We start from the raw sequence: 22,297 nt of genomic DNA on the forward strand, positions 1-22,297 counted from the left end.
TGGTTCATCGAATACCTCCCACTCATGGTTGAATGCGTGTGTTCTACCGACCATCTGCATCACAGCCGCAGCGACATGTATGGTTGCAGGAGCAACATCACGGCCTCCACCACCGCCGCTTGAGCGGTGCGGACAAAAAAGTGATCGCCTTGGAACAGCCACAGTTGAAATCCCCCGGTCGTATGCGCGCTCCAGGGATTCAGCTTATCGACTCCGACAGCCCGGTCCGCCATGCCGCCGAATGCCGAGATCGCACAACCCAACGGCGATTCCGTGCGATGGCGGTAGGTATCGCGCAAGGAGAAATCTGCACGGAGCGTCGGCAGGACCAACTCCATCATTTCGGCATGCTCCAGGATTTCACGCGGCGTGCCGTTGAACCGTCGCATCCGTTCGAGAAACTCCCCGTCCGGCAACTCGCTGAGGCGTTCGTCGTCGGTCAACTCCGGTGCAGGACAGCCGGAGACGAAGAGGTGCACGGGTTCGATGCCATAGCGTCGACGCAGTTCACGCGCGAACTCGAAGGCGACCAGTCCCCCTACGCTATGACCGAAGAGGGCGAAAGGCCGGTCGAGAGACGGTTCGATCGCATCGGCCAACTCCACCACCAGCCGACGAAGGTCGCCGATCGGCGGCTCCTTCATCCGCGCCTCCCTGCCCGGCAGTTGCACGGCACAGACCTCGACCTGCTGAGAGAGCTCCAACGGCCAACCGCGGAACAGCGATGGCCCGCCCCCCGCATAGGGGAAGCAGATCAGCCGAAGACCATCACCGCGACGGCAGGTGACGATCCATGGCCGCCGATCCGCCGCCGTCAGCATGGGGCCGCCGTCTTGCCCGCCTGTTCGGCCTGCTCCGCCATCCATTTGCGTAAACTCAGCGGCCGCATGTCCGTCCAGACGTCTTTGATGTAGGACAGACACTCATCCTTCAGGCCGGTCTTGCCGGCGTCCTGCCATCCCAATGGATTTTCGCGATAAGAAGGCCAGATCGAATACTGTTCTTCGTGGTTCACCACGACCTTGTACACCGTCGTATCTTCCTGCTCGTCCTGTCCCATGATGCCTCCTTGTTGGTGAGAATGAACTGCGACGCTATGACGCCCCGCCACGATCCGACGGCTGCAACGTCAGGTTGTGGGTCGGCCTTCCTGCGAGCAACGGCGTTGGAACCCCCTCGCTCCAATTGCGCTGTTGATCCCGGTAATGTGCCGACATGGGATGCCCCGATTGGCCCCCCGGCATGTGAAAGATGGCATCAGAATGGTGCGAGGGCGACACCACCATCCGCTGACTGGCCGCAAGGCTTCCGCTGAGCACCCGCACGCATTGCCCGCAACCGGACGCTTCCTCATCCGTCATATCCAGCCAGCGCCCTAATCCGGGAATCGCCTCGCTCAAGGGATGGGTCATACGCACGCGATTCATGATTCCCCACGTCAGGTCGTCCGGACTGAGCAGGTCGTAGTCGGTCGTGAGTGTTTCCACGGTTTGCTTCAGCTGTTGGAGGAGGAACGTGTTCCAGTCCGCAAATCGAGCCGGGTCGGGCAGAACGGCAGGAGCCTGTTCCGTCAGCAATGTCCTCAGAGGGGTGTCGAGGTCGCCGTCATAGACGAACCCCGCGTCCTGTTCCCGGCAACTTTGTAAGAACGGTGCGAAGACGGACGCCGCTAACGTCCGGCGGAACGCCACCAGCAGGCCGAAGCCTTTGCTATCGCTATCGGCCCTGCCCTCCCAAGCCTCCACGGCACGGCGCACGTCGGCCAGATCGGGGGTTCCCTCGATGACGGACTCGTTCAGCAGACGTTTCACAAGGTCTCGATAAAATTCGTACAACTGGGCCGTCGTATCCAATTGCAGCGCCAGTAAATCCGTCTCATGGAAGCGGTCCTTGTCGCGCAATCGTTCCGTGATGCGATAGGCCCGGTAGCCGTTTGCGAAGGCATGACCGATGACATGGGGGTATTCTTCTCCCACCATGCGGTGGTTGGCACTCACGAGGTAACCCGATGGCGGATCGACGATCCGCGGCAGTTCGTCCGGCGCGATGAATCCATTCCAGCCCGTCCGTCCATCGGCCCAGGACACACTGACGGATCCGTCGAATCCGCGCCTGACCGGAATTTTTCCCATGAACGTCCAGGCAATGTGCCCATCGGCGTCCGCGAGCACCACATTGTTCGGAGGCCCGCCGGCGCGATTGGCGACCGCGATCGCATCCCTCACCGTGCGAGCCTGATCCATCTGCAGGAGGCCGAGGTCCACCGCATCAGGATCGAGGGCGATCCAACGTAGCGCGACGGGATGTCCCATCAATGGCTTCTCGGCCACGGGCCCCCAGAGCGTCTCTTTGATTTCCACCACCCGGTCTCGATCGCCCTTGACGGCAATGGTTTCGTTGCGGATCGTGAACCGACGCCAGCCGTCAGGGGTCGCATACTCGTCCGCATTGTTCGGATTGAGATCGAGGCGCACAAGGTCGAGAAAATCGCCCTCGACATTGGTCATGCCCCAGGAGACCAGGCCATTGGACCCGGCGATCACCACGGGAATCCCCGGCACGATCACGCCGGCCACTTCGACCCGTCCATATCTCAACTGAACCCGATACCAGATGTTCGGCACCCCGACGTCGAGGTGCATATCGTTGGCCAGAATGGCGCGACCGTCTTCGGTTTTCGCGCCGGCCACAGCCCAGGCATTCGAGCCCAGCTCCCGTTTCCGGCCTGGTACGACTGAGGTCTGAACGGCACGGCTTTGTCCGCCCGCTTGACGCAATGACGCCAAAGCTTCGACCGGCACGGAGGCAGGCGACCGTTGTGTCATGTTCCCCGTAAACAGCCGTGCGGTGTAGGAATCGAGCGGCGGCAGGAGGAAGGCCGCGACTTCCTCGGGAAGCGAAGCCTTCATTACCGTGCGCATCCGTTCGTCGTCCTCATATCCGTTCAACATCTGAAACATGGCCAACACCAGCAGGATGCTGTCCGTCGGGCTCCATCGAGCGGGCCGATACCCCAGCAACAGAAATTCAAAAGGAGGAACCGTCATCTGTTCCAGAAACGCATTCACGCCTTCCGCATAAGCCTCCAGGACGGCTCGTTGTTCCTCCGGCAACCGTCTGAGCACCGCCTCTGCGACCGGCGACAAGCCCAAATTCCGCTGCCTGAGATCGACCTGCAGTCCGGACTCCCCCAACACTTCGGCCAGTCGTCCCGCGCTGTTTCGCCGGAGCAGGTCCATTTGAAAGAGCCGGTCCTGGGCCGTCACATACCCGAGTGCTCGCATGGCATCGAGCCGATCCCCGGCCGCCACGACCGGGATTCCATACGCATCGAAGGCAACGGCCACCGGCGCCTGCAACCCCGGCAGCTTTAGGACGCCGTCTCTCATCGGCAGGGACGCGGAACCTGCAAACAGGAGGGAGACAACCCCGAACCCCAGAATGACCCCGACGGCTGCGAGGACACGTCCTCTGCTGATCATGCGACGCCCTGTTCCTCCGCTGCTTTGACCGCTTCCGAAAAAATGGTCGCGATCGTATCGATCTGTTCCGCCGTGACGATCAGCGGCGGCAGAAAGCGAACGACGCAGTTGTGTCGCCCGCCGAGTTCCAGGATCAGACCGCGACGCAGGGCCTCGTGCTGAATCCTGGACGCGAGTCGCGGCGCCGAGGGATGGCAGCCCGGCAGTTCGATCGGCGCATCCCGATCCACGATCTCGACGCCGATCATGAGGCCCCGTCCCCGCACATCCCCCAGGCTCCGGGCTTCCCCCTGGATCTGCCGAAGACAGGCAAGTAGCCGCTCACCCATCCGGGCCGCATGTTCGTCGATGCGCTCTGCGGTGATGAACTCCATGGTGGCCAGGCCCGTCGCCATCGCCAACTGGTTGCCCCTGAATGTTCCGGCATGCGCTCCCGCCGTCCACTGGTCCAACTCGGGACGGTAGACCACCACGCTGAGCGGCAGCCCGCCGCCGATGGCTTTCGACAACACCACGACGTCCGGCACGATGTCCGCATGTTCGAACGCAAACAACTTCCCGGTCCGGCCGAGCCCGGTCTGGACCTCATCGACGATCAGCGGAATGCCGCGCTCGTCGGTCATTCGCCGGATCTCCTGCAGCCAGGACTTGGCCGCCGGTATCACGCCCCCTTCTCCCTGCACTACCTCGAGAATCATGGCAGCCGGTTCCACCACGCCGCTGTTCGGATCATCGAGCAACCGTTCGATGTAGGCGGCGGACAGGCGACTGCCCTCCTCCCCCCCGACGCCGAAGGGGCAGCGATACTCATAGGGAAACGGCAGGAAGTGTACGTCTGGCATGAGCCCGCTCAGAGCCTGCTTCGGCGCCAGATGACCGGTGAGTCCCAGCGTCCCGTGCGTCATGCCGTGGTAGGCGCCGTGAAATGCCAGGATCGTGCGGCGTTCACGGGCGATTTTCACCAGCTTGATCGCCGCCTCCACCGCATCCGCCCCGGAGGGTCCGCAAAATTGGATCTTCGCGCCATCGGCAAACGCGGGCGGCAGACAGTCGAACAGCATGCCCACGAATCCGTCCTTGACCGGCGTCGTCAAATCCAGGGTTTGAAACGGAAGGCCGTCCCGCAACATCCGGTTGATCGCCTCGACGACGACCGGATGGTTATGCCCGAGCGCCAATGCGCCGGCGCAGGCCAGACAATCGATATAGGTACGCCCGTCGGTATCCTGAACGTAGATGCCCTTGCCCTTGCTCAACGCCAGAGGCAAACGCCGCGGATAACTCCGGGCATTCGACTCCCGAGCGACCTGCCTCTCCAGATAGGGATTCGCAAGCGACAGCTCTCTCGGGGGAACACATCCGGTCGGAATGGCTTGCCACATTTCATCGACATGAACCGTCATCAGATCTCCTCCTCGTGACAGACACACGTCCTCTCACTTGCCCGCTCCTGCAACTCGCGACGGCGCGGACAGGCCGCCGTTCGCTCCCGCCGCCCCGTCCTGTTCGCGACACTCGACCAGCCGGCCGAAGTCCATGCGAAGACAGCGATCGGCCATCGAAAAATACCGGTCGTCATGCGTGATCACCAACACCGCTTTTCCCCGCGCTTTCAAGTCGGGCAACAACTCCGAGTAAAACACCTTGCGGAAGAGAGGATCCTGGTCGGCTGCCCACTCGTCGAACAGATAGAATTGACGGTCTTCCACGTAGGCCGTCAGCAGGGCGAGCCGTTTACGCTGTCCCTGCGAGAGGGCCTGCGTCGAAAACAGTCCTCTTTCGATCCTGACTTTGGACTCGAGCTGCAATCGCTCCAGATAGACGCGCGCCACCCCGTCCAGATTCTCCTGTTCCAGGCCGAGCAGCGAATCGAAGAGATGAAAATCGCAGAAGACCGTGGAGAAGAGTTGCCGATAGGTGTCACGATTGGCGTCGTCGATCGGCACACCGTCCAGGAGAATGCTGCCGGATTCCTGCTGATAGAGCCCCAGCAGCAACAGGGCCAATGTGGTCTTGCCGCTCCCATTGCCGCCGACCAGAAAAGTCACCTCGCCGGGGCGGAAAGTCAGATCGATGGGACCAATTCGGAACGGCCTCTCATCTCCTTCGGGCGCATGGTGATGCGTAATGCCGATCAGGTCGAGCCGGCTCCACCGACGGATATCCAGCTCGGTCCCGGCCTGTCGCCCATCTGCTTCGCGACTCGGTGTCGATGCCGCGAGGGACAAGCCCAGCGCATCGATTTTGTTCAACGCCACATTGGCACGCCCGAGACCGGGCAGCAGCTCGACGATCTGAGAAAAAGGACCCATCATGTACAGCAGCACCAGCGTGGCGCCGACCACCGTATCGATGGACACCGGCCGCCACGACGGCCACAGGAACAACAGCGCCCCGATGGCGGCGTAAAACAGAAACAGGCCCCAGCTGGAAGCGATGGAGTACACCGTCATGCCGCCGACGAAATCCCGTTCGTACGCCTTCACCGTTCGATGGAGTAGCGTGGTGAGGAACGCATGCCGCCGCTCGCGGTGCAGCTTGAGCTCCTTGATCCCTGCCATGATCGAACGGAAATGCCGGAACAGCGCGTCACTGGTCTCCCGGGATTGTGTGAAGAGCCGGATGGCCTTCCGCTCCTGTAACTGAAAAGTGAGGGCACCGACCGCCATGAATCCCCCCACGAGCAGCAGCATCGGCCAGGATAACCAGCCCAGGTAAGCCAGGCACCCGATCGTGGTCGCCACATTGATGCCGATGAGCGGGAGCTGCACATATGCCTGCGCGATCACGTCGGTGTCCTCGCTCAGCGCAGCCAGCAAGCGATGATGGCCCAGTTGTTCGAGCTGACTCAGCGGCGCATCGAGGATGCGCCGGCTCAACTGAAATCGGAGTTCGGAAATGGTCGACTGCCCGAGCCTGGTCAGGAGAATCTCCGACAGGGCTTTGCAGGCGGCGACCGCCAGAGCCAAGACCAGAAAACTCCACGCCAGCGTGGACGACACCTGTGTCTCGTTCATCCCACGATGGATGACGGCGATGAGGCCTGCTCCGGCCAAACCGCTCACCAGTCCGGCAACGACCGAACAGAGCACGAGCCGCCAGGATTTTCGTAGTAAGAATCGAATCAGATCCATCGTCGTATTGTTCTTTCCAAGGACTCGGGCCTCGCCTAGGCCGAGACGCCCCGGAGACGTCTACCTTCCCGCGGGACCGGAACAATGCCTTGTTCTTTCCGTCGCCCTGCCGCCTGTGCCGTCCGGATCTGTCCTGCCAGTCCGTGGATGGTGGGCGCGGAGAGGAATTCCCGCAGCGACAGCTCCACGTGGTGCAGTTCCTGAATACGGTTTAAGATTTGCAGGGCACTCAGGGATTCGCCCCCCAGTTGAAAGAAATCTCCCTCAAGGCCCACGTGTTCCAGCCCTAAGACCTGTCGCCACAGTGTCGCGAGTTGCGCCTCCAGTCCCTCTATCTCCACCTCGCCGAAGGAGCCTGGGAGCAGTTCGTCGGGAGACTTGTCCTTCTGTGAGAAGCCTTCGCGATCGAGTTGACCGAGGTGTGGGACGGAGGCCATCACCGCAGGCAAGTCTCGAATCGATTGCACCACCTGTGCGAGATCCGGCCCCGCGATGATGCGGCGGAGGACCTCCTGCCCTTCCACCGCATCCATTCCATCCAAATCGAATTCAGCCGCGCCCAATGCCCGGAGCGTGGCCTCGGCCTGTCTGGCCATGCCGAGGTGACGCCAGCGATCGAAATTCACGGAGATGACCCGACGCGCTTCTCTCCGTCCTGCATGGGCAAGGGCATCCAGAAAGGCATTCGCCGCACAATAGGCACTTTGGCCGACTCCCCCGGCCACCGCCGTCAGTGAGGAACAGAACAGCAACAACTCCAACGGTTGATTGCGGAACAACGCGTCGATGACAGCCGCCCCCTGCACCTTCGCTCGAAACTCTTCCCACACCGCGTTCGGCGTCTTCAGGGCCAGGAGTCCGCCGCCTGCCACTCCGGCCGAATGAACCACCGCATGGATCCCACCGAACCGTTGATGTGCCTCATCGATCACCCTCTGCATCTGCGCGCGATCGGCCACGTCTGCCCGGCACACCAGCACCTCGCTCCCGAGACGCTCCAGGGCTGCCACGGACTCGCGCTGTTCCGCCGTCGGTTGCGATCGCCCTACCAGGACCAATCGCGCCCGCACGGTTCGTATGAGATGTTCCGCCACACGGAGGCCGACTCCGCCCAAGCCGCCGGTGATCAGGCAGACACCACCCTGACGAAACGGCAACCGGTCTCCATCCTTCGCATCAAGGCAAAGCGGCTCGAAGGTTCGCACCCACCGATGCTGTCCCCGGTACGCCACCACGCGATCGCCGCCGGAACGCCCGGCTTCCGTCACCAGCCGCTCACCCCAGTCATTCACGAACGGAGGCTGAAATGCCGTCCGGTCGAGATCGATCAGGCGGCAGGAGAGCCCGGCGTATTCCTGCGGTATCACCAGACAAGCGCCCAGCATGGTGGTCCATTCCGGACGCAACAACTCATCGCCGGTCACATCATGGAGTCCCTGGGCCAGCACCAGGATCGAACGCCGGCTGTCGCGCCGCGCTCCGAACGTTTGTGCCAGGATCACAAGGTGGAGGAACCCTCGTTCCTGAGCCGTACGCATCCGCGCATCGGCAGACGTGTCTGTCCCAGTCGATTCGAGCCCCCAGACATGCAGGAGGCAATGTGGAACCTGGCCCCTGGCCGCCAGCTCTTCGAGCAGCTTTGCATGATCCTCACGAGAGTGCGGACGCACTCGATAACTCCCATCCGCGTGACGTTCGAAGCCGGTTCCCGGGAATACGGTGGTCACGGAGGCCACGCGCGACTCGAGTTGGGAACGAAGCACGGATTCGGTCTCTCGATCGCCGACAAAGACCAACCAATGGTCATGGCTTCGACGGGACGATGTCGGGACGAGCGCCGACCGTTTCCAGGACGGTTCATAGAACCATTGCGAGAGATCGGCGCGGCGCCCACCGTCCGCGACGGAATCGGGCCGGTCCTCACGAGGGTCGAGCCAGTAGCGCTGCCGCTCGAACGGATAGGATGGCAAGGGCACCCGTCTGGGAGGACGCTCGCGTTGCAGCCCGTTCCACTCAACCGGCACTCCGGCCCCCCAGAGCGATCCCAACGTCATCAACAGGCCGGCCATTTCGTCCTGCTCCCTTCCACTGAAGGAGGCGAATGAGGAAACAGCCGTCGAACCGGAGTGGCGCTGGGCCAAGGCCTGTAACGTCCGCCCCGGCCCGACTTCCAAGAGCACCGGGGGCTGGTCATCGAGCAACGTGCGCAGTCCATCGGCGAACCGAACGGTGGCACGAACGTGACGGCTCCAATAGGCGGGATCGGTGGCGTCCCCGCGTCGGATCCAGGTGCCGGTCACATTCGAGACCCAGGGAATCTGCGGCTCCTGCGATGGCAGGCTCGCCAGAAAGGATTCGAAACGTGCGAGCATGGGTTCCATCATGGAGGAATGGAAGGCATGGGACGTCACGAGGCGACGCATCTTGATGCCCCTGGCGGCCAAGTGGGCCTCAAAGGATTCGAGCCGGTCGTGGGGCCCGGACACGACGCATTGGGCTGGAGCATTCACCGCCGCGAGATCGAGTCCGGCGGACAGCAGAGGAACTACTTCCGCCTCCGTCAGAGGAACAGCTGCCATTCCTCCCGCGGGCAGGGCTTGCATCAACCGCCCCCGCATGGCGACGATCGCCATCGCATCGTCCAATGAAAAGACACCCGACAGGCAGGCGGCGACATACTCCCCGATGCTGTGACCGATCATTGCGACGGGGGAGAGCCCCCAGGATATCCAGGTCTGCGCGAGGGCATATTCCAACACGAACAAGGCCGGCTGGGTCAGCGCCGTTCGATGGATCAATTCCGCATCCCCCGGCGAACGGGGAAACAACACCTGCCTGATATCCCGTCCGAGGTGCCGGGACAGGAGAGAGGCGCACTGATCGACATGCCGACGGAATGTCGGCTCCTGGTCGTAGAGCGACCGGCCCATCTGCGGATATTGCGAGCCTTGGCCGGAAAACATGAAGGCCACCTGACGGGCTTCGCCGGTCGGCCCGGCCGTGCCGGACATCAGAAACGGATGTGCCAGAGCCTGTCGAGCCTCCTCGATCGTTTTCGCTACCACCCACCGCCGATGCGCAAAGGCCTTGCGCCCGCACTGCAGCGTGAAGGCCACGTCGTCGAGATTAACTTTGGCCGGCGTGGCAAGATGTTCGGACAAACGCTCCGAAACCCGGTCGAGGGCGGCGTTCGAACGGGCCGACAGGATCAACAGGCGCCACCGTTCATCATCGGGAGACAGGCGATGTGTCGCTGCGGGAGCTTCCTCGATGACCACATGGGCATTCGTCCCCCCGAGGCCGAACGAACTCACGCCGGCCCGGCGCGGAGACGAGCCGCCGGCCCACTCCGTCAACGCTGTCTGCACATAAAAAGGCGTCGTCGAAAACTCGATGGCGGGATTGGGCGCCGCGTAGTGCAGGCTCGGGGGAATGCGTCGATGGACGAGTGCGAGCACCGTCTTGATCAGACCGGCGATGCCCGCCGCCGCATCGAGGTGACCGATATTGGTCTTCACCGACGCGATGGCACAAAACCCCGTCCTGGAGGTGGACGCACGAAAGGCCTGGGTCAAGGCCGCCACTTCGATGGGATCTCCCATCGGCGTGCCGGTCCCGTGAGCCTCGATGTAGGAAATCGTATCCGCCCGAACGCCGGCCGCCACGTGGGCGGCCTCGATGACCTGCGCCTGGCCCTCGATACTGGGTGCGGTATAACCCACCTTTGCAGCCCCATCGTTATTGACGGCGGACCCCTTGACGACGGCCAGGATGTGATCGCCCTCATCCAGCGCATCCTGCAGCCGCTTGAGAAGCACGAGCCCCACCCCGCTGCCGCCGACGGTGCCTTCCGCTTTTGCATCGAAGGTGCGGCAGTGTCCGTCCGGGGAGACGATGCCGCCTTCCTGATAGAGGTAACCGACTTTTTGCGGCACCGTCACGGACACGCCGCCCGCCAGCGCCATGTCGCATTCGCCGCTCAGCAGGGCCTGACAGGCCAGGTGCACGGCCACAAGCGATGTGGAGCAAGCCGTCTGTACAGCCAGGCTCGGTCCGCGCAAATTCAATTTGTAGGAGAGTCTGGTCGCCAGCGTGTCTTTTTCCACCCCGAGCATCGCCGACATCTCTGCGGGCGACTGCAACAACACCCGGCGCGGAAACAGGTGATAGAGATAGCCGCTCGTGCTCGAACCGGCATACACCCCGATCGACCCCTTGTAGCGGGACGGATCGTAGCCGGCATGTTCCAACGTCTCCCATGCGCATTCCAGCAAGAGACGTTGCTGTGGATCCGTCGTCTCCGCTTCTTTCGGCGTCATACTGAAAAAAGGCGCATCGAAGAGATCGATCCCCTCCAGCACGGCGCGCGCCCCTACGTAATTTGGACGCCCGGCCGTCTTCCGGTCGACGCCCGCCTCGGCCAATTCCTGCGGAGTCAGGCGCGACACCGACTCCACCCCGGCGCAGAGATTGCGCCAGAACGCTTCAAGGTCTGGAGCACCGGGAAAGCGCGCAGCCATGCCCACGATGGCGAGATCCAACCCATCGCGCGGCTCGGTCTGGTCGAATTCCAAGGGAGAATGGCTCATTCGTTCCTCGATGCGATCTGCTTGGTTCGCCGCTGCTTCATCCGACGCGCTCCCGCGTCGCGTGTCTCTTTCAATTGACGGCTGCCGACTCCATCGGCTTGTGTATCGTGAGATCCGGCGAGAGCGGCGGCCAGCGCATGGACGGTGGGATATCGAAACAGGTCCACCATCGACACCTCCCGGTCGGTCATTGCCCGCACCTTCGTCAACACCTTAGGCAACAGCAGGGAATGCCCTCCGAGGTCGAAAAAATTATCGTGGGCACCGACGCCGCGAACCCCCAGGACCTCTTCCCATATCGCCGCCACCGCCCGTTCGCGGTCGTTGCGCGGCGTTCCCGACGCCGACAAAGCTTCTGGTTTGGATCGCCCCGTCGCCCGCAACGCCTTCCGGTCGATCTTTCCACGAGACGTCATGGGAAAGGCCTCCAGGAAGACCCAGCTGCTCGGCACCATGTAGTCCGGGAGCCGTTGCGCGAGAAAGCCGCGAAGGTCCTGTCCCGTAACCCCGCCGGTCGTGCGGGGAACGATGTACCCCACCAACCGGGCTTCGGTCGCCCGCGCCTGTCGTCCCGCGCGCAGCCCCAGCAATCGGCGCTGGGCATCGCTCAACCGTTCGATCCGCTGGAACCGCTCCTCCATGTCACTTCACCGCCTTGACGACCGCCATGGAGTCGGCCCACCAGTAGTGGCAGTCGTCCGGAGGGAGAAGCGACCGGACGATGCTGAGGGTGAACGACCCGAAATGATCGAGCAGGAAGCGTTGATGTCGCCGGCTGAACGAATCGATCTCGTTGGTGTAGTACGTGAAGACGCCGCCCGGACGCAGAAGCTTGGCGGCCATCGGAATGAACCCTTCGGCGAAATTGATGCTGTTGATGACGTACTCTTCGAATTCGACCTCGCTAGCCGGGTAGGTATCGAAGAACACCCCGTCGAACAGGCCGATGTCCTCCACGACATCCTGCCACCGTCCCTGCACGAGCCTGATGTCGCGATCCGGGTACTTGTCCGTCCATTCCGCGAAGGCGCGCATGACATCCCGGTTACACTCGATGATGGTATGCGAGCGGGGCCGGCCCGCCTGAATGTACGACGCCGAAATCCCCATACCGAACCCCACCTCAAGCACATCGCCGTGCCCGTCGGTCACGATGTCGGCCATGGCCTTCATCAGCGGCGCTTCCCAATCCTGCATGACCTGCTGCCCTTCGATGATGAGTTCCGACGGGTTGTACTCCGCCCGGCTCTCGGCCCAGCCGCGTTCGATGTCGGCCCGATCCGATCCTGAGACGAAGCGTTTCGACGCCTCATCGAGGGCCAAAAGATCATCAGAGAACTCATCGAGGGCGCGGCGCAGCAGCCAATTCCGTTGGTTGGCGCGTGGAGGCGTCAAAAATTCTTCCTTGTTGATCTTGAGATACACCTCGAACTCCGGCTTCCGTTGAATCACCGTCTTCCTCCGTTGTTCTCCATCCGACTCCAGGTCGTACAACCAGCGCGCTTCCGCAGCCGACAGGGCTTCCACCTCCCGCACCAGCCGGTCTTGCTCCTCGTCACCGAGACTGGCCAGGACCGCGGTCCAATCGCCGGGAGCGTCGGATTCCAGAAATACGCGCGCGTCTTTGACCTCGGGATGGGCGCGCACGTGGCATTCGATCTCTTGTGGTTCCACGCGGAACCCACGAATCTTGACCTGCTCATCGACACGCCCGAGAAATTCAAGATTTCCGTCCGAACGGCGGCGGGCCACATCGCCGGTGCGATACAGGCGCGCCCCCCTGTCATGACTAAAAGGATGGGGAATAAATTGTGCGGCTGTCAGCGCCGGTTGCCGATGATAGCCTCGCGCAAGGCCTGGACCGCCGATGTACAGGTCGCCGGGAACCCCGGCCGGCACCGGGTGGAGATGGCGATCCAGGACATACATCTCCACGTTGGCGATCGGCCGCCCGATCGGAATGGTCTGCAAGACAGTGCCATCCTGAGCCGGTCCGGGCCGGTAGGTACTCGCGGTGATCGTGGCTTCAGTCGGCCCATAGGAGTTACACCAATCAACCTGCTCTCCAGCCGCCCGTCGCCACCGCCGGAGGTCGTCCGGCAACGCTTTTTCGCTTCCTACGATGACCAGTCTGACCGATGATGGAATGGCCGCAGCCGTGCGCTCACTCTCCTCGGCCCAGCCGGCCCAATAGGGAGTTGGCAGGTTCAGCACCGTCACCCCCTGGGCATGTAAGAAAGCCTGGAAATCGCCATAGGCTGGAACCGGCTCATTAGGGCGCAGGACGACTGTCGCCCCGGCCAGCCAGGTGGGGAAACATTCTTCTGCCGCGACGTCAAAACTCACAGAGGCAAACTGCAACACGCGATCCGCCGGGGACAGGTCATAGGCCTGAACCATCGCAAGGCCGTGGTTCACCAAGGCCCGATGAGTAATCCCGATGCCCTTGGGATTCCCTGTGGTGCCGGACGTATAGAGCAAATACGCAAGGTGGTCCGGATTCGGGCCGGTGACAAGATTATCGTCAGGCAAACCGGCGACAGCCGGCCATCCGGCATCAAGCGCCAAGACAGGCGCTGTGTGCTCGGGAAGGCTTTCGAGATGTCTTCCCTGAGTCAACAAGAGGTGAGGCTGCGCATCCCTGAAAATGGCCGCCTGCCGTTCAGCAGGATAGGAGGGATCGACCGGTACATAGGTCGCGCCGGCCTTGAGACAGCCCAGGATGCCGACGGCCATCTCCAGCGAGCGGTCCACGCAAAGCACGACAGGCGCCTCAGGGACGATCCCCTGCACTCGCAGATAACGGGCGAGTTGGTTGCCCAGGCGGTTCAACGAATCATAGGTGATGGGGCCTCGGTCGCATTGCAGCGCAACCGCATCCGGTGTCTTGCTCGCCTGCGCTTCTATCAAGCGATGGAGCGAGGCTTCCTGCGGATAGGCCTCCCGTGGACTGCGACTATCGGCAAGCTCCAAGGCCTGCTCGCCGGGCGAGAGGATCGACAACTCACTCACCGATGCCTCCGGCGAGGCGACGATCTGTCGCAGCAGTGCTTGCAGATGCCCGGCCATCCGCGCGATTGTGTCCGCGGCAAAGAGATCCGTACTGTATTCGAAGACCGCATCCAGGCTTCCATCGGTCTTCTGCGCCATCTCCAGCGTGAGATCGAAGACGGAGGTCCCCGTGCCGACGTTCAGCCGGGAAGCCTCAAGGTCCGCGAACCGACGGACGTCCGAGGGGCTATCCTCCAGCACGAACATCACCTGAAAGAGGGGCGTGTGGCCGAGATCCCGCACCACACCCAGTTCGTCGACCAAACGCTCAAAGGACAGGTCCTGATGGCTCTGCGCCCCGAGCACCATCACGCGAACGCGATCCAGCAGAGCCGGCAACGAGGGATTGCCGGACACATCCATCCGGAGCGCGACGGTGTTGACAAAACAGCCCACCAGTTGTTCCGCTTCGCATCCCGCGCGGTTGGCCACCGGGGTGCCGATGCAGAAATCGGTCTGGCGGCTATACCGAGACAAGAGGAGACCGAGGGCAGAGACCAACAACATGAACGGCGTGGCGCGGTAGCGGGCCCCCACTTCATACAGGCGACGCGCGAGCTCCGGTTCCAGCGTCCACGGATGACGGGCGCCTCGATGACCTTGGATGGCCGGTCGCGGATAGTCCCAGGGCAGGTTCAGCAACGGAGGCGCCCCCTCCAATTGATTCGCCCAATATTCAAGCAACCTTCGATCAGCTGCGCCCTTGGGTCTCTCTCGCTGAGCGGCGATCAGATCGACATATTGAATCGAGAGAACCGGCAGCGGTGACGGGCGACAGTCCTTGAAGGCCTCATACAAGGAGGCCAATTCCCGCCTGAGCACATCCATCGACCAACCGTCCGCCACGATGTGATGCAAGGTCAGCGAGAGCACGTGATTCATATCGTCGAGCCGGAAGAGGCAGCCACGAATGAGCGGCCCATTGGCAAGGTCGAACGGGCGACAGGCTTCTTCTCCGGCCAAGCGCAGGATCTGCGCCTCCCTGTCAGGCTCAACCGATGTGCGCAGGTCTTCGATATCCAGAGCGAGGATAAGTTGGGGCACGATGATGTGTGAGGGACGGCCGTTGCGCAACGCGAAACATGCGCGAAGGATCTCGTGGCGCTGAATGATCTCATCCAGCGACCGGCGTAACGCCTCCACGTCAAGGGCACCGACAAGCCGCAAGGCGACCGGAATGTTGTTGATCGAACTGCCTGAAGACAACTGGTCCAGAAACCAAAACCGTTCTTGCGCGAAAGACAGCGGCAGTGTTTCGTCGCGTGACACCCGCCGGATCGATTCGATCGGGGCACCTGGATCGGCCGGCAAACAGGTCTCGACATGAGCCGAGAAAGCGGCAAGCGTCGGGTGATCGAACAGCGCGTCCAAGGGAACATCGAGTCCGCGGACCTCCCGCACCCGCGCCACCACCTGAAGCCCGCGCAAGGAGTCGCCGCCCAGGGCGAAGAAGTCGTCACCCGACTCGACGTTGGGCCGGTTCAACACCTGCGACCAGATGTCCGCCAGCACCTGCTCGAGGCCGTCCTCGTCCCCGACTGTTGCAGGCTCCTCCTCCACAACGACTGCTGCGGAGGAATCCCTCAGCACCGACTCTTCGACCGCGATCAATTCCCGGGCGAGAAATTTGTCACGGCACAGACTTCGCTGAACCTTTCCGCTCGAGGTTTTTGGAAGCGTCCCTGCCTTGATGAGCACCACTGCAAAAACCGACACCTCATGCGCCTGCGCCACCGTCTGTCGGATGGCAGTGGTGACCGCTTGCAGATCGAGGGCCTGGGAGCGCGGCTCCATCTCCTGCACCACCACAAGTTGCTCTTCATCCCCTTCAGTGATCGCGAATGCCGCTCCGGCTCCAGGCCTGAGCGCCGGATGGCACTCCTCGACTGTCCGTTCGATGTCGTGCGGATAGTGATTGCGGCCCCGGATGATGATGAGGTCTTTCAATCTGCCGGTGACGAACAGTTCCCCGTTTTTGAGGAACCCGAGATCTCCGGTCCTGAGGAAGGGCCTCTCTCCTGTCCCGGCAAGTGATGCCTGAAAGGTCTCCCGGGATTCTGCTTCCCTCTGCCAATAACCCTGAGCGACGCAAGGTCCACCCACCCAAATCTCCCCCTCCTGACCATCCGCACAGGCGATTCCGGAGTCGGGATGGACGATGCGGATCTGACGCCCTGATCGGTCGACACCGCAGCTCACCAGGAGATGGCTTGCCGAGCCGGATGCAGACGCCGTCGGCTCAGACCGGAGTCGGGAGCGCTCGAACGGCTGCACGAGGGGTCCCGCTCCACGGGTTCCACCCGAGACCAGCAGCGTCGCCTCGGCCAATCCATAACAGGGATAAAAAGCCTCCTTGCGGAATCCACGGGCTCGAAACCTGCCGGAGAACCGTTCGATCGTCGCGGCGCGAACGGGTTCGGCACCGTTGAAGGCCAGGGTCCACGAACTCAAATCCAGCAATTCCCGCTGCACCTCGGTAATCTGCCGCACACAGAGGTCATACGAGAAATTCGGCCCCCCGCTGGTCGTCGCGCGGTACCGCGTGATCGCCGACAGCCACCGTACCGGCTTCTGAAGAAAATGCACCGGAGACATCAAGATGCAGGAGGCGCCGAGGTAGAGGGGTTGCAACACATTGCCGATCAACCCCATGTCGTGATACAGCGGCAGCCACCCGACGATGACGTCTTGCGACGTATGGCCGAAGGCCTCCTGAATCAGGCGCTGGTTATGCAACAGATTGGCATGACTGACCATCACGCCCTTCGGAAGGCCGGTTGAGCCGGAGGTGTATTGCAGAAAAGCCAGCGTCTCCGCTGTAATGTCCGGCTCACTCCAATCTTCGTCGACACCCGACGGCACGTTGTCGGTATTGAGCCACTGGAGCGTCGCCAGACTCCCGTACCCGTCCTCCTTGACGGAGAGCCGGTCGATCACCCGCGCGATGCCGCTCGTCGTTAATGCGTAGGCCGCTTGCGAATCTGCAAGTATCGCTCGAACTCTCGGCCAGCCGCGTTGCCGCTGCGGCGGATAGGCCGGCACGGCCACCACTCCGGCATAGAGACAACCGAAAAACGCGGCCAGATAGTCGAGCCCCGGCGGGTACAGCAACAGCGCCCGCTCTCCTGCCGCGCCACACGACTGCAACCACGCCGCGATGGCCCTGGCGCGGCGATCCAACTCGCCATAGTCCCACGTCAGCGCATCCGTCTCACCGTCGCGAAGATACGTATACGCATGTTTGGATGGGGCGTCCGACATCCGCACACGAAGGAGTTCGACGAGTGTCTGGTATTGACAAGCGTTGCGCAGCATCTCGAATCCACCCTGCCTTCCCGACCGTTGCGTGAATTTGTGTCTACTCTACAAGACGCACCTCATCGAAAATCTTGCATGTTCACATTCCGGATCCTGCTGCTCGATCACCAGATCCGCCCCATCGATGGAAACAATTCGTGTTGGACGTCGAAGAAGAAGGGCCTATGGACGATGACGGAAAGATGGGGAGGGCCCGCGAATAATCCAGTGCAGGAGGTTGGGAAATCGGTCTGCAGCCGCTGGTTGAATCATCACGCGGCTGCGAGTGCAGTCGTCATGAGTTGCTCACAATTCACGGCAGCCCCCCATTCGAGGGACACCTCTCGCGGAATGACATCGTTCGATCCCGGCATATACTTGGACCATAACGAGACATGAGGGGCTCACCTAACCAGGAGGCATTGTGAAACAGCGATACACCAAGCGCGAACCGGTCCAGAGCACTTGTATCCTCTCCTGTGAAGGAATGATGGGGCAGGGACAGCTGCTGAATCTCTCCGTGCCGGGTTGCCTGCTGAAAACCAGTATGAAACTCAAGGTGGGGCAGTATGTGGACCTGCGCCTATCCTTCCCGACCAGTGCGACGGCCCTGCAAGTCAAATTGGCGGCTGTTCGATGGGCGAAGAACGGGCAGGTCGGGCTCGAATTTATCCGGATGTCCGAGACCGACCAGACCCGGCTCCGTTTCCTCTCCGGCCATATCGAGAAACGGACGCCTCAACAGGCTTGGAGTGAGCGGGTTGTCTGCGTGGGCACCACCGCGGGATAGCCGGTTGGAGCCCGATCAGCATCCGCCATGGGCATGGTCTCCACTCTAACCGTCCCGCATCAAGAGGCTCCTCTCCACGATGGGAATGCGCCCCGGAGGTGCATTCCCATCTCCCCCCATATCTCCACCTCCGAACAACTACGGACTTGCACGACCACCTGACGGCATGGTTGACTGAAAAAGGGTGAAGGTGTCTGCTTTGGTTGTGCCCACCCAGGGCGGCAAGAGGTCTCGACATCCTCCTGGCGGGATCTGCCTTCACCCCCGAATTTATCTTCCTATTCTCTCTGCGGTCCCGGCGTATTCAGAGCCATCCCTTATCTTCAGCTTCCTGACCCTGAAAATATCTCTCAAATCACATCATCTATATCTCATATGTATTTGATATTTAAATATTACTAGATACAGGCACAAAGGCAATATTTCCGCTTCACCGCACCCCCTCCTTAGATCACAACCCCTCCCCTCCTCCACGGTATTCTCAGCATCCCGCTTGCTGGGTATTGTTGAGCATGCACGAGTCATTACAAACCCTGCCCCAATCCCCCGGCAGGCTCCCCCAAATGACTCTCCCCTTTCACCGGAGGCACTATGCATAAACAAGTCGGAAGAATCGGATCCGTGCGCCGAGAACTTCATGGCAAGGCCTGCCCGTTCTGCGGAGGACACAAGTATCAATTGGTACTCCGTTCTCAGACCTCACCCGGCACCGACGGCCTCTTCGCCCGCTGCAGCCAATGCCAACGAGCCAAGGAACTCGACGAAGATCTGGGCCGTATTCTGTGGATGTAGCGATCTTCGTCCACCCGGTGTCACGACCCACACATACTGCACCACGAGGATTCATGGCCAGTTCGAAAAAGGTGATACGCAAATCATCCCAACAGAAAGCGCATGCGCTGCGAATGCTTCTGACCAGCGGGGTGATCCGATCCGCCGAGATCGATCCCCCGGGCATGGGAACTTCACACGCACAGATGAGTCCGTCTCGGACCTTGTCTCCGGGGAGATCAGTGTATGGAAAGCGCGTTCACACCACAGACCACAAGCGACACATGGGCCTGCTCGCCCAGTGGCAGACCACTTTTCTCGATATCCTGAAGGAATTCGGAAAAAGATAGTTGAAGATCGCGGCACGTCCCCACGTCCACCTCACTCCGCTAAAAGCCGGCCGCTCCGGCGTCAAAATCATTCGCGAGAATTACTTGAGTGCGCTCCATGCTCTGGGGTATGATCCCACCTCTTCTTCGAGAGGGTTCGTATTCGAAGGATCTAGGCGGGGGAACTCAATACAAATTCTGCGGGTAGCGACTTGCGGAGAGGTGGCCGAGTGGCCGAAGGCACCGGTTTGCTAAACCGGCACAGGTCAAAAGCCTGTCGCGGGTTCAAATCCCGCCCTCTCCGCCACGTCGAACATCAAGAGTTGATTTTTCTTCGGTGATCCTGTAGACAGAAACCCCTCCAGCATCCTGCCGAAATGCCGAGGTAGCTCAGTTGGTAGAGCACAGCCCTGAAAAGGCTGGTGTCGACAGTTCGATTCTGTCCCTCGGCACCACATTTCGCATACTTAGAGATTGTTCTACGTAGGATGGTGGCACCTGAGTGGCAGTAAGTGGCACCTGAGCCGTTGTTTCGGCATTCAGGAGAGCCCGAGTGAACGCCTCCAAGCGCGTCACCGCATCTCGTAATCGTCCATCCCAGTTGTGAATGTAGTACTTTGCTGAGCCGGGAAGCGGTTCGCCTTTCAGTGTCTGGATCACAGCATAGTCAACGCCACACTGCGTCAGCCAGGTGGTGAAGGTATGCCGGAGATCGTGGAAATGCAGATCCTGGACTCCTGCCCGTTCGCAGGTTTTTGTCCAGGTATGTTTGATTGAATTCCCATTCTTCCATTGACTGAAGAATCGCCCCCCAATCCGTGAAAGCCTACCAAACAAAGCTTCATGAGCCAGCGTATTGAGTGGAATCGTCTTGGGAACGCCCTTGATCTTTGTCTGGCCTGGAGCCGGCGCCATCCACCACCCATCTCCACGCTGCATCAGCCATTCTTCATGAGTCTCGATGAGCTTGTTCTCTCGTAGACCGATCTGAAGCGCCGCCATGATAAGTCGCCATACATTCGGGGAGGCGGCTTCGCGAAGCTTCACTAGTTCCCACCCTTCCAGTACTCGTTCACGTTTCACATACTCCGGCACAGGTAGACGCTTCAGCCGATTCTTGTCCAGTCGGTCCATGTCCACAGCCAGGTTGAGCACCGCCATGATGACTGCACATTCTCGTTCGATCGTCCCCTCCGCAACCTGTCGTTGCTTGTCCTGTGGCCCAGTGACATCGCCTCGGCGTTTCGCTAAATAAGCAAGTCCGTCCTCAAGACGAATATCTAAGAGCCTCATATTCCCGAAGTACGGAGCGATGTGCTTGGTGAGGATTACTTCGTTTCGACCGTCATTATTGGGGCGTTTAGCTTTGAGATACTGAAGATAGATTGGAATAAATGCCGAAAATGTGGAATCGGTCGGAGCAGGAGATAGGGGTGCCTCGCTGAGGGACCTCGGTCGCTGCGCAGTGTTCGCATGAATGGCTGTGATGATCTGGAGGGCGGCTTCACGCTCCTGATCGGTGGTGAGATTATAGCCCAGCACCGGACGATATCGAATGCCTTGATACCAATACGTGAGAATGGATTTCGTTTTCGCTGACTTGAAGACGCGTCGAATGTTCATGGCGCGCTACTTATGCCGAACCGACACAAAAAGTGGATTTCGATGGTAGACGTTGAAAGGAGCGGCGTCAACTGGCGCACGAGAGATTTCTTGCTGATCACTGCTACTCACCATAGGCCCCTCGCAGCGCATTCTAATCCATTTCTCAAGATCCTCCTTCACGTACATGACTCGATGCCCATATCGTACACGAGGAATATCATTGCGTTTGTAAAGAGTTCGTTTCGTTAACCGCAAAAACTTAGCAGCCTCGGTGATTGTAAGAAGCGTCATACCTTCCCCTATCTATGCCCACCAAGTAAATCGGATACCTCTGAGCGTCCGGAATCCGTGAATTAACCAGAGAAATCGCACGACACCCCATTCCCCCCACTGCGTGCCCGCACCTTCTCTCCGCGAGGAGTAAATCCCTCAATGGGTGCGGCCCGGTGCTGGGGAGCAGCGGAGCAGGCCTTCCCACCTCTCCCCGATTCGGTCTCCGCCCCTCCAGGCCTGCCCGCTGCGAGAGCCCCCGTGCCGCCACTTCTTCTACGCCCCACCCTTGGTTTGTGAAGGGTGGGGCTACATAGAAATGAAGAAGGAGGCGGACATGCCTGTTGATGGTTCTCACGGTTCCTCGAACAGTTCACGGCAATCGAACCCGAAATTGCGATACGGAATCCCTCGGTACCGTGTCACCCTCGTGCGCGAGGGCCGTGCCATTCCAGCTACGGAGTCGATCCAAACTTCGGAGGGAGCCGCGCGGCTCCTTCGGCCCTTGTTTGCAGGTTTGGACCGGGAACAGTTCCTGATCTGTGGCCTGGACGCGAAGCATGGGCTCATCGGCATCAATGTCGTCTCGACTGGATCGCTCACGTTGGCCATCGTCCATCCCCGCGAAGTCTTTAAGCCCCTGATCCTCATGAATGCCGGCGCGTGGCTCTGTGCCCATAATCATCCCTCTGGCGATAGCACCCCGAGCCCAGAAGATCGCGTCTTGACCAAACGACTGCGAGAAGCTGCCGATCTGTTCGGTATTCCGCTGCTCGATCATCTCATCCTGGCTGAAGAACGCTACTACAGCTTCGCCGACCACGGCTGGGCCGGCGCTTAGCGGAGAAGCCGCAACACCCAGGCCGCTCCTGCGGCCACGAGCGCGAGCCCGATTGCCGCCGTCCCCCAGGCGACCAGGTCAGTCGCGAGCGCATTGCCGATGGTTTGAATCTGTTGCCCCGTCATCCTTAAACTCCTT

The 22,297-nt window shown here is 61.0% G+C and carries 13 protein-coding genes, 2 tRNA genes and 1 pseudogene; 5 read left to right on the forward strand and 11 right to left on the reverse strand.

The features are described 5' to 3' along the window. Positions 1 to 59: 59 nt before the first annotated feature. The 8 genes from NSND_RS00770 to NSND_RS00805 are packed head-to-tail and all read right to left on the reverse strand — an operon-like array spanning position 60 to position 17,571. A complete protein-coding gene (locus tag NSND_RS00770) occupies positions 60 to 821 on the reverse strand; it encodes a thioesterase II family protein (protein ID WP_080877155.1) in 762 nt (253 codons plus the stop codon). Next, entirely contained in the window at positions 815 to 1,060 is a 246-nt protein-coding gene (locus NSND_RS00775; protein WP_080877156.1) for an MbtH family protein, read from the reverse strand. Before NSND_RS00775 ends, NSND_RS00770 begins: the two co-directional genes overlap by 7 nt. A gap of 34 nt (positions 1,061 to 1,094) precedes the next feature. After that, positions 1,095 to 3,482, reverse strand: a complete 2,388-nt coding sequence (locus tag NSND_RS00780) for a penicillin acylase family protein (RefSeq protein ID WP_080877157.1) — start codon at positions 3,480 to 3,482, stop codon at positions 1,095 to 1,097. Beyond that, a complete protein-coding gene (locus NSND_RS00785; protein ID WP_369974232.1) occupies positions 3,479 to 4,864 on the reverse strand; it encodes a diaminobutyrate--2-oxoglutarate transaminase in 1,386 nt (461 codons plus the stop codon). Before NSND_RS00785 ends, NSND_RS00780 begins: the two co-directional genes overlap by 4 nt. 54 nt (positions 4,865 to 4,918) lie before the next feature. After that, positions 4,919 to 6,616 carry a cyclic peptide export ABC transporter gene (locus NSND_RS00790; RefSeq protein ID WP_080877158.1) on the reverse strand — a complete coding sequence of 566 codons (1,698 nt, stop codon included), beginning with the start codon at positions 6,614 to 6,616 and terminating at the stop codon, positions 4,919 to 4,921. Positions 6,617 to 6,651: 35 nt separating this feature from the next. Further along, positions 6,652 to 11,205: a type I polyketide synthase gene (locus NSND_RS00795; RefSeq protein ID WP_080877159.1), complete on the reverse strand. Its 4,554-nt coding sequence runs from the start codon at positions 11,203 to 11,205 to the stop codon at positions 6,652 to 6,654. Continuing rightward, positions 11,202 to 11,846, reverse strand: a complete 645-nt coding sequence (locus tag NSND_RS00800) for a phosphopantetheine-binding protein (RefSeq protein ID WP_080877160.1) — start codon at positions 11,844 to 11,846, stop codon at positions 11,202 to 11,204. The genes NSND_RS00795 and NSND_RS00800 overlap by 4 nt, the downstream gene beginning before the upstream one ends. A 1-nt stretch (position 11,847) precedes the next feature. After that, entirely contained in the window at positions 11,848 to 17,571 is a 5,724-nt protein-coding gene (locus NSND_RS00805; RefSeq protein WP_080877161.1) for a non-ribosomal peptide synthetase, read from the reverse strand. Between the two features lie 406 nt (positions 17,572 to 17,977). Between NSND_RS00805 and NSND_RS00810 the strand changes: the two genes are divergently transcribed. The 4 genes from NSND_RS00810 to NSND_RS00830 all read left to right on the forward strand — a co-directional run bounded on the left by NSND_RS00810 (position 17,978) and on the right by NSND_RS00830 (position 19,898). Further along, complete coding sequence (locus NSND_RS00810) at positions 17,978 to 18,343, forward strand: PilZ domain-containing protein (RefSeq protein ID WP_159450560.1); 366 nt, start codon at positions 17,978 to 17,980, stop codon at positions 18,341 to 18,343. A 591-nt stretch (positions 18,344 to 18,934) separates the two neighbouring features. After that, positions 18,935 to 19,135 (forward strand): hypothetical protein, encoded by a 201-nt coding sequence (locus tag NSND_RS00815; protein ID WP_013248689.1) that lies wholly within the window; start codon positions 18,935 to 18,937, stop codon positions 19,133 to 19,135. A gap of 524 nt (positions 19,136 to 19,659) precedes the next feature. Continuing rightward, a tRNA-Ser gene (locus NSND_RS00825) sits at positions 19,660 to 19,750 on the forward strand. A 72-nt stretch (positions 19,751 to 19,822) separates the two neighbouring features. Beyond that, positions 19,823 to 19,898 (forward strand) — tRNA-Phe (locus NSND_RS00830). 157 nt (positions 19,899 to 20,055) lie between these two features. On the opposite strand, the pseudogene NSND_RS21970 reads toward NSND_RS00830, so the two are convergent. Next, positions 20,056 to 21,066: pseudogene (locus NSND_RS21970) on the reverse strand (tyrosine-type recombinase/integrase); the annotation flags it as partial. A 6-nt stretch (positions 21,067 to 21,072) separates the two neighbouring features. Beyond that, the gene (locus NSND_RS21975) at positions 21,073 to 21,339 is read right to left on the reverse strand and encodes a helix-turn-helix domain-containing protein (RefSeq protein ID WP_080877164.1); all 267 of its coding nucleotides are present in this window, start codon (positions 21,337 to 21,339) and stop codon (positions 21,073 to 21,075) included. Positions 21,340 to 21,655: 316 nt separating this feature from the next. Between NSND_RS21975 and NSND_RS00845 the strand changes: the two genes are divergently transcribed. Then, on the forward strand, positions 21,656 to 22,159 hold the full coding sequence (locus tag NSND_RS00845; protein WP_159450561.1) for a JAB domain-containing protein: 504 nt from the start codon (positions 21,656 to 21,658) through the stop codon (positions 22,157 to 22,159). Here the strand turns inward: NSND_RS00845 and NSND_RS21780 are convergent. Beyond that, complete coding sequence (locus tag NSND_RS21780) at positions 22,156 to 22,284, reverse strand: hypothetical protein (RefSeq protein ID WP_255373806.1); 129 nt, start codon at positions 22,282 to 22,284, stop codon at positions 22,156 to 22,158. The genes NSND_RS00845 and NSND_RS21780 overlap by 4 nt on opposite strands. Between the last annotated feature and the right edge of the window lie 13 nt (positions 22,285 to 22,297).

It is taken from the genome of Nitrospira sp. ND1, from assembly GCF_900170025.1.
Lineage (GTDB): Bacteria > Nitrospirota > Nitrospiria > Nitrospirales > Nitrospiraceae > Nitrospira_A.